Raw genomic sequence first — 17,031 nt, 5'->3', positions numbered from 1 at the left:
GGTTTCAGTTATATGTAGATACAGCTTATAATTGATACTACGTTTGATTGAATTTAATTTTTCAAGCGTTGAAGTTTCAGTTATATGTAGATACAGCTTATAATTGATACTATCATTGGATATCATTGGATATCATTGGATAAGACTGTTTCAGTTATATGTAGATACAGCTTATAATTGATACAATAACAGTAAAGAAACACAGCACGGCAGACAGCAGTTTCAGTTATATGTAGATACAGCTTATAATTGATACTCTACTTAGGAATCGTTAAAAATCAGTACCTAAGTAGAGAAAAATATTCTTAATTTTTCTCATAATTCAATTATGCATAAAAAAAGTTGATTTATGAGAAAAAAGTAATATACTATAAAAAGTATCTACATATGAAGTCGTCTTTATGGCGAGCTGAAATCACCAAAAGTTAAGATATAGACCAAGCAACTGTAATTTACATCTTGGTATCTTCAGTATCTGTCAGCGCAAAAGTTAAAAAACTCGCACTGACAACATTTTTTTGCCTCGGCTGTAGAGTCGGGGAGAATTTCTGTGTCAATAATTTTTTTAATTTTGCCTACCACTTCAATTGTTTTAATCCTAAGCTTTTCATCAATACATATTTCATATGTCTGACCTTTACGTCCATATAATATAAACCCCCTATTAATAGAAATATTATATTTTTCCTCACAACACATTACATAAGCACACAGTTGTATTTTGACACCGGCAGAACACATTAAATGTTCATTACTTTTGAATTCAACGACTATAATTTCGTCTGATGTTTCAATTATGCAATCACATATTCCGTGAATAGATAAATTTTTACTGTATAGCTCAATATTGTTTCTGATTTTCCAATTATCAGCACAAATATGGTATCTGGATAAATTCCTTCTGTTATTCAGCATTATCTGCCTATTGTGCTCATCAACACCTTGTTTCATCCATAATTTTTCTGAAGGAGTAAGCTGTCTAACCAAATAAAAATAAACTATTCTTGGACAAAAACAGTACTGGCGGAGCATAGATACAGGAATATCATATTGTTTCATAACCATCAGGTTCCAAAAAAATAAAATTATCGTAACCAATAAATTGTTGTTTAAATTCTTCCGGTGATATATTACATTTCATGAAAATACATTTATCATTACTTGCAGCTAATAATTCAAACGCTAATTTTCTTACAGAGTTAAACTCAGCTTGATTAAGAAATCCATAAAAAACAGACTTTTGAATGGGTTGCAATCCAAAATCCTTCATTTTTTCAAAAAATTTAGTACGTGTTTTATTATTTTCTATGTCGTAACAAACAAGATATTTTGAATAAAGATTCATAATGCTTTACCATTTGAAAGAATAACCTTTATATTTTTTCTGACCGACCAATGCCCCCGCAAACCTGTAAATCTGTCGTTGAATGATATTTTCTAACTTTATTCTCTTTTTATTAAAAGTATATTTTGTCATCAAAGATTTATGTATTTCATTACTGATAATTTTTTTGAGATTCATATCCAAATTCATGTATTCTGATATTTGATTTCTGAGCTTGATGATTATTCTGTCAACCAGCCAGGCTCTGTATTCTTCCATAAGATCAAGAACAAGAGAAGGTTTCCCCGGTCTGTCGGTATGCAAAATACCGGCATACGCTTCCATTCCAGAATTATCTACAGCCGCCCAGATTTTACTCAATAAAATTGCATATCCATAATTTAAAGCTTTATTGGTTACTGACTCAGTGAATCTAGTTTCTCTATTAGTGAAATCACCTGGTAACAGACGGAGTTTTACAAGTGTATGCCAGTATTCAGTGGCGGCTTTTCCTTCTAAACCCATAAGTCTGTTTCTCCAGTTGGAAATATCATGAGCATCAGGAGAAGTATTAAGTATAATTTTTTTAAGATTATCAATGAGATTGTTATAGTTGTTAATAATTGGACTATTTTGTGAATTCTTTATTGTGTTCTTTGTAAAATACATTATTACCGCATGCTGATTTTTTATCTTTGTTATTATTACTTTTTTGGACAGTTCACACGATAAATTATCATTTTTTATCGCATCAAACTGAGCTTTTCTCAGTGATACAACGGCATGCTGATTTTGCCCCATAACAGCTGAAACAATTCTGTTGTTCCAGTCCAGAAAAAAGATACGAATTCCACGTATAGCACAGGCATGAATAAGATCTACAGACAGAGAAATACCCTTTTTGGCAATACTGATTGTTCTGATTCTGGAAAGTGGCAATTCCTCTACAATTTCATCTTTTTGTTTAACAACCAGTCTTTCACTTACAAGTCCCAAAAAAGTTCCATACTGATTGATTACTATATGTCGCATAAAGACTACCTCTGAACAACATGATAATTCCGGGAAGTAAGGGCAACCCCCATTTCCCGAAAAATCATTAGAGCCATAGATTCTGAAACTTATCTTGGGAACAGCTTGTTTAGTTGCTCTTAAAAATTGTTCCTTTGTCTATTGGGTTGTTATATACCTGATTCATTACTCTATTACTGCTCTCTACCATATATGAATATTTTATAATATTTCCTATACTTAATATTTTTAAATTACCTCTTGGTTTACCGCATATATCTATGTTAAGTCTTTCCATAAAAATTTTTGGATCTGTTTTTATTTCTGTCGGTAAATCATGAAATGACTTATAGATATTCTGCTGGTCTATGCAGTAAACAAACTTTTCAAATTTCTGCTCAATTGTTATTCCTCGTCTTATGTCTGTTGCCGGGGTCATATACACTCTTTCATCAGGAGATTCATAAACAAGTCTCTGTTCGTCCATGGATACAAAATTTTTATCCCCTGATATTTTTTTATTAATAACCGTTAAATTCTTGGTTGTATAACTATCAACCATCACAGCTTCATCCCACAATACATCTCCATTGTCTGCAGATGCAAAACCTTTACTTATTGAAGTGACAGGAGTATTTGCCGCAACAAGCTGATATATATCCCCGTGCGTGTGCGTTAAACGTTTGATTCTAACACCTCCTGAAGGAGAAGCGACAACAGGAAGACTGTACACTCTCTTACTCTTAGCGTGATTCTTGTTAATGGTTTTATTTAAAATTGTTCCAAGATACTGCTTTAATTTGTCATATCCACTTTCCTGCTCATCTTTTTTACCTAAATAATCTTCAAAAATAGAAGCAATATGCGCCCATTCATTAAATGAAGGTAATACCAGTGATGCTTTATCAGTTTTAAGTTTAAGAACTGAAGGAAAAGAAATTTTTATATCCAAATTTTTAAGAATGTCTTTCTTTGCGGCAAATTTCTTGGACTTTACGTCATACAGAAGGGAAAACACATCCTGGTGCAATGTGGTGTAACGCAAACTCATTAGTGCCAAATATGCCAGTTCCTCATCAGATCCTTCAGCAACCAGTCCTCTATAAAATCTTTCAAAAAGCTTAAACGCAGCTGTCTTGCATACTTTATATGTACGGAATCCGGTAGTTTCATTTTGTTTTGGGGACTCGAGATAGTTTGCTAAACAGCTTAACAGCTGTTTCCCCCCCTTAACTATTTGGATGGAATTGCTGCCAAAATCGAATCCGACTTTAACGGTATCATCTTTTTCCATAATGCATAGGAAGTGCTCAGCATAAATTGTATCTTTAAATAACTGCTTTGATTCAGGATTATTCTTCTCTGCAAAATTCAAACTGGAGATTCGAATAATATCAAATCTGTCAGGTATCAGTTTAATCAGTTCCTTTACATCTGACAGTACAGAAATTTCATTATTTCCGGATATTTCTTCAGATATTTCCTGTTGTGTTGAGGCATTTCCCAATAAGCATACTGCATCTATTGCATGAGATGTTATAGGTTGAATATCCTTCTTCTCATATCTTGCATCCAGTTTTCCTATGTCATGTCTTATTTCACTCGTGGAACCTGCATCTATTTTGTAAGCATTGTATTCCACGGTTATATTATTGATACTTTTCCATTCCCTTAATCCCTCATCTATCTTTGCAATAAGATTCTTCACAAACCAGGCCTGAGTTCCGTTTACACGAGCTCTATATTGTTTTGATATAGCCTGAATTATCTGATTGAATGGAACTCCTGTTCTGGAAGTAAACAATGCATGCCGACAGCATTGACGTTCTTCTTCAGTCATTATGTCAATGTTTAAATTAGGATTTGATATTAGTAGTCTGTTTAGAGTTTCCCTGATTCTTGTTGTAATTATTGCAGTATCACTTGTTCCAAAAACGGCTTCAAGATATTTTGGATTCAGGTTGTCAAGTGTATAAATATTGTTACCTTTCAGCTGATTTCCCCTTCGGGAAACTCTGATAAGATTAAATTCGGAATTATAAATAGTCCCGTAGGATTCTTTTGTTTCACTTCGACTTACAATATGATCATTTTCACTCAGATCATCGCTCAATGCCATACCTGTATATGCGCATATATTATGGGAATCATTTTTTAATCTTTCATCTTTTGATTTCCATTTTTCCCTTTCAGTTTTTTCTGCTTTCAAAGCAAATTCTCTCAACTGTTTAGCTTTTAATGATTTTTTGATTGTCGAAAGTGAGGAGCTGAATTCAAAAGAATTCTCTTCTACCAATACACTGAGTTTCACCTTTGTATTTTTTAATGCAGAAAGTTCTTTAATTTCTGCAATTTTAATTTTTGCAATTTCATATGCCTGTCTGTCAAGTATATTACCCAATGAACCGTCAAAAGGTCTGGTTGATTCCGCAGGAAGTCTGCAGCAGAGTGCATTTCCTTTATCAGACATCTGCATGCGACATGTATTCTCCAGACATACTGCCTTGCAATTACCGGAAAAACCATGTACATCGGTTTCTAAAATCGTATAAAGCTGAGCCAAAGAGAAAGGATTGGCAAATTTACTTTGCTGATCTGTACTTAACTCTAATTTTTCCCCTATAAATTTAGATAGGTTTTTAGTGTATTCATAGACTTTTACCACTTCCTTATCAATCTTTATATCAGAACTGAAATGCACCTCACTGGCTTTGTTTTTTAGTTCTTCATACCGGCAGACATTTTTATACTCCTGTTTAAAACAGTTACCATATTTTTTGCGTGTTTTTTCTATGTATGAACATAATGATCTAACTGTACTTTTACCTTTTACAGTTGAGTTCCATACTTCTTTGAATCTTTCTAAATTAAATCCTTTTCTTATGTTTAAAACACCTGCAACCAGTTCTTCCAGCATTTTGCTTTTCATAGGAGGATGTATACCGGAAATTTCAAGTAATGGATGTTCTACAATGGACCATAACCCTTTTTTAGATAAAGACACTTCCCTGTAATAGTTATTGGCCAGTTCAAAAAAGGAATCAATATCACTCTCTCCCAGAATATTTTTTATTACGGCATTGGTTGCTGAACATGAGTTAGGATTTTGGGCCCATTTTCTTATTTGTGATTCAGGATTACCCCTGTTGTACGTTATATCCAAAAGTCTTTGCAAATAATAACTGTGAATCAGTTTCTGCTCTGTATATGATGCAATATGGTCAGATTGTTTTCCCCCCGCTGACTGCAGACGACTGCTTCTGTCAGTCAGTTTTACTATCTGTTCCAATTCATCTGAAAGCGAGGAGTATGAACCAGAACCGTAATCCATAAACTTCTGTACCCATAATTCCCATTTTCCCGGATAATGGGCATCCAGTGACTGTGGTGATAACAGCAGTGTCTGATCAACTGGCGGACGTCTGTTATTCTGATCTTCATAAGGAGGGATGGTAAATACAGGATCCTGAGCAAGCAGTAAATCCGTTATATTTTCGGTCTGTTCAATCCTTTTAAGAAATTCATTTTTTTTCTTGATAATATCGACTTTTTCTGCATTGTCTTTCTGATTACTGCCAGCTGTGTAATGAAAATATTTATACGCTCTGTACCATACATCCTTAAAGCGTTTTTTATCAAATACGGCTTTTCCGCTCATGCCCCTATCATTGAAATACCAGCGCAGGGCTCGCAACTGAAGATTCGATATATTACCTATGCAGTTGTATAATCTGTCCTCACCTGAAATCAGTTTTATCAAATCATTTAATCTACTGTCTTTCTGGATATCCTTTCTGATGTTTGCAAGGTACTCAGTCCTGTGTTTATGTCCGAATTCTTTCTGATCAATGAATTTATCAACAAAATCCACCATTGTTTTCAATGCAGAGCCATACATGCTTTTTTCTGTTTTATCACTCAAATTAGATACGGTTTCTTTTATTGAAGACAAGGATTCTCTGTATACGTATACTGTGTCATCATTGCAGTTATTAATAAACTGATCATACAAAGGTACATCACCGGTAAACAGGCCTGGACAGCATTGAAAGAACAGATCTACGGGACATTCTTTTAACTGCTCCAAGTCAATTTCCGTTTCAAGTCTGGTGTAGCCTCTCCTCAGCATTAGTGATGAAATTGCTTCCTGCTCACTCTGAGTCAAATTTCTCTTAATAGTATCAGCCAGTATGGTAAAAATTAATTTTCTGGCTTTCTTATACCTGTTGTTAGCTCTTAAATGATGTCTTACTGCCGTTCTGTTTTTCACAGTGTAATTAATCACGCTTCCGTCATCAGGCATTTCAATAATAGCGGCTTTTACATTCTCGGAGTCTGGTAAATCATTAGACGTGTATGAAATAAAGCCTGTATATTTGCCACCCATGTCTATTGCTATATTAGAGTAATATGTATTGCTCACTGTTGATACCCTCCCAATGTGAACCGACCATTATTGAAATTTATATTTTCTCAGTTTGTGAATGATTATTTATCATAAACATAACTTATGTAAATCTTATCATCTTAATCTTATAAACATTAAAATAATATTCATCTATATTATACTCCTGTATTTATTGAAAAATATGTATAATTCGTCTGATTTTGAATAATCAAAACAATCCATACACAACCTCAGAGATGTGCAATTAAATTATCTTCACAATTCTTATTATCTTGGTTTTGAACAGTTTTCTGTCAGCAGTCATCCCGGAACATATTTATTTTAAAAACGTTTTGAATTCAGTTATAGTCCCGTCATCTCCAGACCATCTCTCATAAAAATATGGCGCAGCAAAGCTATGCCTTCTTCAGAATTCAAAAATGAGATTTGACTGAATATACATTAAAGGTTGAATGAATCACCAAATATTGAATCAAACATCTTGTAATATCGTTTTTTCCATACGAGATATTCCGGCATTTTACGATTTTTGGCTTTTTTCATGACCACTCCGTTGTCTTTTTTTCTTGTTTGCAGGTGGTCAACTTTAATTCGTTTAGGTGGTCAACTTTTTCGATCGTTCTACATATGAAAAGTTAAGATATAAATATTAGTTACGGACATGTTGGCTATTTCCCCCAAATATACCTTATCGGATTTTGATCACCTTTCTGGAAAAATTCTGCAACTGATTTTCCGACATACTTCTTTCTTACCTTAGGATCTGCTATTCGCCCCACAAACTCATACCTTTGCTGAGTCCACGTACTTTTATCGTCATCTTTATTGGTAAAAGTTGATAATCCTTCAAACCACTGCACAGGTTTATAAACCTCCATCACCATTCCGTCGTAAACGGATAATACGTAATCAACTTTCTCCGCACTATCTAAACTGAGTTTCCAGTAACCTCTTGTTCCTTCATATAATTCATAGGGGGTCATGTCGTTTCTGTAAACTCTATTTATTCTGATTAGCATTAAGTTATGCTTAATATCGTCAGGTGATAATTCTTCACCTGAATACCTGGCTTCAAGTGCTGAAACTTCAATCTTTCCATATGTACCATATTCATAACCACGTTTTTGATTAGTGAGATTATTAATGCCTATTAAATCGATGACAGCAGCTTCGACCTTAAGAGCTGTTTCTTCATCAAGACCATGAGCAAGAATTTCAATTAAGGGCTCTTTTTTTCTAGCCGTGATTTCTTTGATTTTTTGAACCTTTTCACTTTCAGAGTCATCCCACAGATGTTGAAAAACCCTATTACCTTTTCCCTTACCCACATAAAAAGGTTTCATAGTATCTGGATCTGAATACACATAAACGTAATATTCTAGTTCTTTGATAGTTTGACTGGAAAATTTATCTATCATGTTCATTACTCCTAAAGTTTTTTCTAAACTCGAAGTTAACTAATTAAACAGAACGAAAACAGATTGTTGGATAGTTATTTATATAATCAATGAATCTTCTTACTGTATGATTATTTATAAATGAATGCAATTATTATTCGTAATTTAACAATAAAACTATCTAGTACGCTACAAAAAAAACCAAATATTCATATCACCTAAACAAAAAAGACAATCTAAATGTTGTCTTTTTTATTTGTCATCATTCTTTAGTCATTCATCAGCAATCAAAAAGATTACTAGACAACATTCATTGTTGAATTATCTTTTTATAAAGACTTAAAATAATCAACTATCGCTTTTATAGCAAATGGTTTTGCGTATTTTATGATGTCTTCGTTTATGTATATGCATTCATGTCCTTCTGGCGCTTTTCTCATGGAAGGATAAATAACCAATTGAACATTGTTACCATTGTGGCTAATAGCAATACACGATTCCTGTACAACCACGTGATAATCTGAAATATTCAGGATATTCTCCAACGTTTTTATAAGTTCTACTTGGTCCTTTAAATCTAATTTTTCTGTTATTTTTCCGTCTCTTCCCCAATAGAGAAAATCTAGTGCAGCAAAACGATCTAAATGACTATGAACATATTGATTTCTATAATGTTTCAAACACTTAAAACAAGCACTCTCGCAATCACACTTATTTAAATACAGTTCTATTTTATTTAAAATTTCACTCATGTTATCTTGTATATTTACAGCATATCCGGCGCCACTGGATAAACTATCGTACAAATATACATCCACGAAAGTCCCATTCGAATTTCTTCTAATACGATACCCTGTAACAAGTTCAGAAAAGTCAACATCCAACTCTTGACAAGCCACTAATCGCAAAGTTTCTGCAAACGACTGCGCTGCCCTGTTTAACCATAGATTTTTGGAATCATATTCGATGTTTAACGCATCATCAAGTCTGAACTCCATAACAAGCATATCTGTAATAAAGTCGAAACCTAAATCAATTTTTTTTACATTTTTATGAAGGCAAGGCTTTATAAAATTTTGGTTCTTGGTTTTATAAGGTCTTTCAAAATCACTCAAAACCTCATCACTGTTATATCTTTTATTAGGTGCAGCCGCCCCGCAGTCAGAGCAAATACAAAAACCATTATCACCATTGCTATTTATCATAATAATACTTTGGCTTGGTCTTAGAGCCATTCTAATATTTCTAGCGTTATTCACAAGATTCATTTCATCAGATGTTGGTAATGTAGAATACAAAGGTGGTAAAGTAGAAGAATACGATTCCTTAATGTAGGATTCATTTATTTCTGTTGCGTTTTTCGGCGCAAAACCCCACGGCTTCACTAAAGGTCTAGGAGCATCTACCAAATTACCCCCTCCACAGAAAGGACATTTCTTAGTAGTCTCAAAATCCTTTTTCAATCCAAACCATTTACAATCATTACATCTACGGATTTCTTTAACGTAATTCTGATCGTCTAAATATAGCTTTGCTGGTGACTTCCAACTTCCTAATTCACTTTTTGGATAATATAATCCACCTACCAAGTAATTCTTCTTGTCTATAACTAATGATTTTCCAGGAGCAAATTCACTAATAGCAAGATCCAGTCCCCTATCAGTCTTATATTTTACTTTCCCATTAGAATCTGAAATGTACATACTTACAACATTTTTTGGGAATGAATATGTAGGAATAATACCTTCTTCATAGAGCGAATCAAGAAGATTTTTGGCATTTTTTAAATATGAGCCATCTTCTTTTATTCCGTAAAATTCAGGATGAATCCTCAAACTGTTTTTTATCCTAGTTAATTGTTCCATTAGCTTTTTAGAAAATGATTCAGTATTTAATTTTGCATCTTTAGGTAATAATACCGAATCTTTAGAGCATAAAAATTCTTCTAAGAAATTATTAAATGATTTTAAATGATTATTTATAAATTCTGCTACGGGTATTTTATCTATACTATTATTGTCAAGATGTAAATATTCCTGTATTGCAACCATGTTTAGATGTCTTTGGATTATTTTTTCATTTGATATATCAATCCACGGACTTCTCGGTTCACCTCTGAACATAGGTACAGGGTTATTAAAATACAACGTATCATGAGGTCCGTTGCCACAAAAAGTAACAATAGTTGACAGACTAACGCCCCTTCTACCAGCTCTACCAGCTCTTTGTTGATAATTTTCTCGGAGAGGAGGAATATTCCTTAAACCAACGGCTACCAAAGAACCTATATCAATACCAACTTCCATTGTAGTTGTACTACTTAAAATATCGACTGGTGTTTCATCATCTTTTAGAAGATCCTGGAAGCGTAATTCATACTGTTCTGTCTTTGACAAAAGTTCATCTCGCTGATCTCTATATGATAACTGAGCTGTATGCTCTTCAGTATCTATAATGTGAATCTTGCTGCCATTTATAGCATCCTCAATTGGTTTTCTCCAAAAATTAAGTGCTTCTTTCTCAGCTTCTCTTAACTCATGTATTTGAGAAAAACCACAACAAGGACATTTATTTTTCAATTTAAATGGAGTTATCTTTGAACAACGTTCGCATTTATACCAGACATGATCCTGATCATACCTAGGTACAACTTTTTCTAGATCTATATAGTATGTTGTTTTGTCTGCATCAAATTTTTTAACAAAAATATTATTTATAAATGCCTGTTTGATTTTCTCTAGGAACGGCTTTCCATTATCGTAACTTTCACATATTGCATCTTCAATATTCTTTGAAAAATTCCAATCTTCATCCAAACCAAATTTATTACCAATTCTTATTTTTTGGCGTACTTCTAATGGTATATCATTTGATTTATAGTCTAGTGCTAATTCATCTTTAAACAAAGATAAGAATAAGGCATTAAAAATTTCAAGGACCCAATCTTTAGATTCGATGTCAGTATCATACAATATATCGTCAATTGCATCAGAAATAGGCTCTATCCAACATGATGCACATGTATACAGATTATTGGTTCCACAAAACAATCTTAACAAGTATTCATTATATGTATCGGGAACTTTCAAAGACAATTGAGTTAGATAATCCTCTCCTCTACGTGATATTTTTCTTTCTATTTCTTCACAGCCATCCAAAAATATCTGTTTATTATCACCCTGGAATAGTTCAAGATTTTTATCCATTGCTACCTTGCAAAAAAAAGGATAGAGTTTATCCATTGAACATCTGTTATATTTTTCCATCCCTTTAATGGCTAGAGCAAACAATTGCCTGGCTGCCATTATTTCTGAAGCTTCAGACATATTTAATGCCAGCTTAGCAGCCTGTTGCCTACTATCAGAAAAAATAAGAACTTTTCGTCCCTGATTTGGGTATTTGTTTGGATCTTTAGTCTCAATAGGCGGTTCAAGCTGAAATTGAGTTTTTATAAGATTAAAAAATGATTGGTTGCCTTTAGTAGCAAATGAAGTTAAATGATTGTATTTTAACTTACTCAAACAATGAGGACATTTACTAAAATCAGGGGAGTCATCTGTCGGTTTTTTCGTGGAATAATAAAGTTTTCTGAATCCAGATATACCATTCAAAGAATCATCAAAAAAACTAATAAATCCACTTCTGACATCCATGTAACAAGGTTTAATACTTTTAAGTTCATCTGAAGGGATGTAATCCTTAGGTGGAATATACAAATTGATTCTCCTCATTTGCTGAGGATTTACCAATCCTGGGTATCTCCAAAGATATTGTTTCTCATTATCTCTCAATTTATCATCTTCAAAAATATACCCCGAGAAAAATAGAGCTCCACACTGTCTGTCCTGGAACAATTCATAAACAGAACTATTACATTCCGGACATTTTAGAACACCATCAGAAAAGAACACTTTACCTAATGTAATCCCACCCTCGCTATGTGAATGTGGACAATTAGGATTAGTGCAAGCATAAACATTATTTAATCCCTTAAATAACATATGCATTCTAGCCGGGAAAAGCACAGAACTATTCTTATCCTTAGCTAATGGTGCAATTGCAAGCATTATACTAACAGCATGAAGAGCCTGACTGTGCGGTTGTTTTATAAAAATAGCATCAGCTAATTCATCAAGAGCTACAGCAGTCCCTCGACACATAGAAATTAATTTATAAAAAGGTACATACGATACAAGATTGTTAAACATCCATTCATAGGCTTGCTCTAGATTAAAAAAAGGCTTCGGTCCATTTTCCACATGTGACCAAAAACCATTTAAAGCCTCTAATCTATTATGTTCATTTTCAAATTGATCTGAAGAAAACTTAAGAAAATAATCCAAAGAAATATCAAACTTTTGTACACCATCTATCTTCTGTCTTTCCCCAGTCAAGAAAACAAATGAATCTTTGTTTTCCGCCGCTGTAAAATCCTCTGCAAAACGTTTAACTTTTTGCTTATCTTTATCGCTAGAATTAGGCATACTCGCTGTTGTTAAAATAAATTGTACCCTATCTCTAGCTATCCCTAATTTATGGAAAAATCTTCTTATTAAAAGTGCTATTTCTCCACCTGGCGCCCCTTTGTACATGTGAGCTTCATCAATTATAAATAGTAATTTGTTAGAAGAATCACTCCTTAACCACTCTTTTGTGTCTTCCCATATTTTTTGCTCTCTTGGTCTGAGGAGCATATATTCCAACATTGTGTAGTTAGTAATTAAAATATCAGGACAGCATTCCTGCATTTCAAACCTTGTAATTAATTCAGAATCTTCTGCATCAGGTATGTGTTCCGACAGACTCAATTTATCTATAAATTTTTGCAAATTTTTCTTTGCTGGAATTTTTCCTTCTTTTTGAAGTTGTTGCAAATATTGTTTTTCCGAATCCGTAGAAGCACTGGCCATACTTTTAAGATTATTAGCCAATTCCTGATCCTGTTTTTTATCTGGTTTTTCTCCTGGATATGGTGTTCTTCCCGTATACATGCCAAACTTTGGACGTCTAACATCTGCACCACAGTTTTTTCTCAAAATAGTAATAAATTTATTATCAGGATCTCCCAATAATTTTCTCAATCTACTGATCTGATCGGAAACCAATGCATTCATTGGATACATGATTACGGCTCTTACACCTTGTTGACTATTCCATGTTTTAGTATTTCTAGCTTCCGTTGCAATCTTAGCGATCAGTGGCCACATGAAACACTCTGTCTTACCAGAACCAGTACCGGTTGAAACAAAAAGATCTTTTCCATCGAAGTAATTCTCTAAAGCCTGTATCTGATGTTTAAAAGGTGCTGGATAAACCCCAAGTTTAGCCTGTGACAACTCCGCGAAGAAATTTTTTAACCAATCAGGCAAATTTGATTTAGAAATACCATCTTCTACTGATATATATGCTGGTGAAGATTCTATATATGGAGGTTTATACAGTACCCCTTTTTCAGTAATTATGTCTTTTATAGCTGACAGTAATACAGGTGTTTTTTCAAAATATTGCGATTTGATATAATTTATTAATTCTTCACATAATTTTTGATGAACCTGATTTGCACCATTTGACATTTGAATTACTCCTTTATCTTAGTAAAGCTATATCCTAGGGGTTTAAGTACTGATTTAATCAATTCAAAAATTTCTTTGTTAACGATTCTTTCAAAATCATTAGAAATTTTCATATACGGCCAACTATATAATTTGATGAAATTTAAGATTGATGGAGGATATAAATAACATATATATAAATATACAATATCGCCATCCTCTTTGTATTTTGATGATGGCAAGTTTTGACTCTCATTCAATAAACAATTAGCAATTCGCAAATATTCTCTATTCTGAACCAAAAAATCTGGTAGTTTACAATATAAAACACATTCACTAGAGCTTTTACATAAGTAATAACAACGATTTTCACACTGTTTATTTCTTAATAATGAAATATTATTTATTTTTTCAGGAACACTACTCCAATAACAAGAATAATTAGGAGATAGGGAAAGGTATTCCATATTATCTAAAGACATGTGAGTTAATGGTTCGTACCTACTAATAATCTTATGCCATATTTGTTCTAAATTTAAAGAAGAGATATTAAACATCTCGCATATACTACCTACCTGAAAATACTTATTTTTATTGTTCAGTGATAAGGTATAAAAACCTAGTCCAGACATATTAATTGACTCTTGTAATGCACTTCCTCTAACAAGAGTAATTTGTTCATAGGTGGTAAAACGATCAGGAGCTGGATAAATCACATAATTTTTATGATAAAAATAGCCAGTATTCAAATAGATTCTATAAATCTCATCAGCAATATCTTTAATAAAATCTTCCTCATGATCAGAGAAAAATTTTATTTCTTCCTCCATTTCGCAGAATGCTTTTAATTCACGTATTACTTTATGCTTAAAATGTGTAATAGAAATTCCATCGGAATTCTCATCCTCTGTAGAATCCCACAAAGATGTCATAGCAATCCTACCGGCAGCACTGTAAGCTATCCTAGTATGCCACGAAGACATCGATTCTGTTTTTCCTATTTCAATTCTCAAAGAAGAAGCAATTTCTTTAAACAGATCTAACTTCATGCTATTTATTCGTTAATTCCTAAATAATTTCTAATTGTTTCATAGCAATCTGAAGAAACTTTATCACGATTATTATTCAAATTATCTATGAGATATTCTCTATGATTAGTAAGCAATAAATACGGCAAATACACAAAATAATGATTTAAATCTTCCTTTTTCAAAAAATCATAGCCAATGTGATCCATTATTTGGCTAATGTTATTCATATATAATTTACTTGTACCTATTTTGGATAATACTCTATCCACTCTGCATCTCTCAATTAATTCCTCTGATACATCATCGACGTAATCAGCACTTCTTTTTCCTCCTTCAGATGGTATTTTTGCTTTTTTGCTAATAAATACATCTGTAAGAAGAGGAACCATATAATTAAAAATTCCCTTAGGTTCAATCAAAAGATCTTCAACAAAATTACTGGTTACGTAATAATAATTTGCATCATTGTTAATTATTTCATCAACATGAGATAACCAATCAGCATAAAAAATATTATTAATGACTACAATTCCACCAGCTTTTCTGCACGTAATTTCTGAATAATTACCTAGACACTTTATTCTATCTGCAAATTTTCCATGTATTGCTATAGACATTGCATCGGCTACTTCATTTGCATTTGGTCCAGAAAGAAGTACAGGAATCCTATTTTCCCAAGCTGATAAAAGGAAGGCAGACACCATATCTAGCCTTTTGTCATCAATTCCGGCATCAGACAAAGCAACACGGATATTATCTAGTAAATCTCTTTTATTTGAGTATGGAATGATTTTATCATCATCAATAGTTTTCCCTTGAACATAAGAAACTTTATTTTGGGACTGAGAAAACATTTGGGACAAAAGTGGATGCATCAAAGATATCTGAGCATAGAAATCAGACACATTATTCTGTACAGCAGAGATTTTTGAGTTAACATTTTCTTCGAAAAGACCTATTTCTGTTTCTTGTTTTGCTATACTTTGTTCTAACTCATTTTTATTTTTTTCCAATTCTTTTATTTTCTGATCAAGTTTGTCTTTTATGGCTTCTTTTTCTTCGATATCTTTATCTAAAGCTTCTATTTCACTTTCTTTTTGAGCTGAAACTAATTCAATACATTTTTGGCGTAATTTGGGATGAGAAATAACAAGATCATCTATGTATTTAGAATCTATATCTTCGTAGTTGAAATAACTTTCTGAATTAAAAATAAAAGATTTTATCTTTTCTTCTGCTTCTTCCTGAGGAATCAGATATTCTTCAGCTACCTTTTTACGAAAATCTTCAGTTCGCATGCCCATTAAAAAAGATTTAAAATCTTTATAATCCTTTTTATGGAAATCGTTTTTTTTCATATCATTCCAACATAAACGTTCAATAAAAAAATTTTTTATGTAGTCTTCTGCCTCTTGTACAATTATAAAATCTTCAAACTTCGGCAATATTGTGGATGATAGAAAAACGTACTCCTGATTAAATATAGAATCTTGGTATTTACATGTATCTTCTATTTTTATTCTATAATACTTCAACTTACATACTTCACCTTTTAATTTAAAGCATTTTCCCTCATTATCGAAATTATCCTTTTGCACTAAAATACCAACGTAAGAATCATCTTCTCCAAACGCATACATAATTGAAATATCTGTGTCAAAAGAATCTATTTGAATTCCTTTTTTTAACTTCAAAACCAATTGGTTTATATCTAAAATATTTCTATCTATAACGATTTTGTAAATATTCTTTCTGATATAATTAGCTTCGACATAATCTTTTTCTGGATTCTTATTATTCGGTCTTGCAGTCCAATTCCAAACACCTATAGCTCCAGGCTCAGATGGTCCGCTGTTACAAATAATGTATTGATTATTTTCGTACTTAGAGAATTTGTTTGGATCTTGATTAAAAAGTGCCACTTTCTCAGAACTGTCAATATCAGCTATTCTTAATAATGTAAGTTTACCTTTTGCTTTTGGGTATGTCCCATCAAGCGGAAGAACCATACATTAGAACTTTCCCAAATCGTAATACTATACATTCTTTTTTGGTCTGCCAGGAGATCTTTTAGTTGGTACTTCATCTTGTGGTAAAAGAGACAACTTTTGAAGTACCTTAACCTGAGACGGATTCATATTAATAAGTTGCCAGTCACCCGAGTTAATTCTGGCTTGTTTAGCTCTTTTTAAAATTGACATGATTTTTTTATAGGTAAATGTGTTCAGTAATTCAGCCTTATCAAATTTGTTAATCAATTTAAACGATAGAACAGTTGACAGGAAATTGCAGAATTCACTTCCTATGA

General features: G+C 32.7%; 8 protein-coding genes and 1 pseudogene. All 9 read right to left on the bottom strand.

All coding sequences use genetic code 11. The features are described from left to right. Positions 1-468: 468 nt before the first annotated feature. Entirely contained in the window at positions 469-1,059 is a 591-nt protein-coding gene (gene cas4 / locus BMY80_RS10155) for a CRISPR-associated protein Cas4 (RefSeq protein WP_051622134.1), read from the bottom strand. Further along, entirely contained in the window at positions 1,046-1,345 is a 300-nt protein-coding gene (gene cas2, locus BMY80_RS10150; protein ID WP_031580322.1) for a CRISPR-associated endonuclease Cas2, read from the bottom strand. Before cas2 ends, cas4 begins: the two co-directional genes overlap by 14 nt. 6 nt (positions 1,346-1,351) lie before the next feature. Beyond that, positions 1,352-2,356: a CRISPR-associated endonuclease Cas1 gene (gene cas1, locus BMY80_RS10145; RefSeq protein WP_093143337.1), complete on the bottom strand. Its 1,005-nt coding sequence runs from the start codon at positions 2,354-2,356 to the stop codon at positions 1,352-1,354. A 109-nt stretch (positions 2,357-2,465) separates the two neighbouring features. Continuing rightward, positions 2,466-6,758 carry a type II-B CRISPR-associated RNA-guided endonuclease Cas9/Csx12 gene (gene cas9, locus BMY80_RS10140; RefSeq protein ID WP_143066515.1) on the bottom strand — a complete coding sequence of 1,431 codons (4,293 nt, stop codon included), beginning with the start codon at positions 6,756-6,758 and terminating at the stop codon, positions 2,466-2,468. Between the two features lie 653 nt (positions 6,759-7,411). After that, a complete protein-coding gene (locus tag BMY80_RS10135; RefSeq protein WP_093143332.1) occupies positions 7,412-8,161 on the bottom strand; it encodes an LEM-3-like GIY-YIG domain-containing protein in 750 nt (249 codons plus the stop codon). Positions 8,162-8,469: 308 nt separating this feature from the next. Continuing rightward, positions 8,470-13,713 carry a DEAD/DEAH box helicase gene (locus tag BMY80_RS10130; protein WP_093143330.1) on the bottom strand — a complete coding sequence of 1,748 codons (5,244 nt, stop codon included), beginning with the start codon at positions 13,711-13,713 and terminating at the stop codon, positions 8,470-8,472. A 5-nt stretch (positions 13,714-13,718) separates the two neighbouring features. Further along, on the bottom strand, positions 13,719-14,741 hold the full coding sequence (locus tag BMY80_RS10125) for a hypothetical protein (RefSeq protein ID WP_093143327.1): 1,023 nt from the start codon (positions 14,739-14,741) through the stop codon (positions 13,719-13,721). Between the two features lie 5 nt (positions 14,742-14,746). Then, positions 14,747-16,732 carry a coiled-coil domain-containing protein gene (locus BMY80_RS10120; RefSeq protein ID WP_093143325.1) on the bottom strand — a complete coding sequence of 662 codons (1,986 nt, stop codon included), beginning with the start codon at positions 16,730-16,732 and terminating at the stop codon, positions 14,747-14,749. A gap of 27 nt (positions 16,733-16,759) precedes the next feature. Beyond that, positions 16,760-17,031: pseudogene (locus BMY80_RS12440) on the bottom strand (transposase); the annotation flags it as partial.

This window comes from Ruminobacter amylophilus (genome assembly GCF_900115655.1).
GTDB lineage: Bacteria > Pseudomonadota > Gammaproteobacteria > Enterobacterales > Succinivibrionaceae > Ruminobacter > Ruminobacter amylophilus.
Note: the sequence above shows the minus strand (reverse complement) of the source record. Positions and strands in the feature narration are given on the sequence as shown.

Coding starts and splice junctions, on each gene's coding strand:
- cas1 (WP_093143337.1), bottom strand. CDS start 2,356: ATGCGACATATAGTAATCAATCAGTATGGAACTTTTTTGGGACTTGTA.
- BMY80_RS10135 (WP_093143332.1), bottom strand. CDS start 8,161: ATGATAGATAAATTTTCCAGTCAAACTATCAAAGAACTAGAATATTAC.
- BMY80_RS10125 (WP_093143327.1), bottom strand. CDS start 14,741: ATGAAGTTAGATCTGTTTAAAGAAATTGCTTCTTCTTTGAGAATTGAA.
- BMY80_RS10120 (WP_093143325.1), bottom strand. CDS start 16,732: ATGGTTCTTCCGCTTGATGGGACATACCCAAAAGCAAAAGGTAAACTT.
- BMY80_RS10130 (WP_093143330.1), bottom strand. CDS start 13,713: ATGTCAAATGGTGCAAATCAGGTTCATCAAAAATTATGTGAAGAATTA.
- cas4 (WP_051622134.1), bottom strand. CDS start 1,059: ATGAAACAATATGATATTCCTGTATCTATGCTCCGCCAGTACTGTTTT.
- cas2 (WP_031580322.1), bottom strand. CDS start 1,345: ATGAATCTTTATTCAAAATATCTTGTTTGTTACGACATAGAAAATAAT.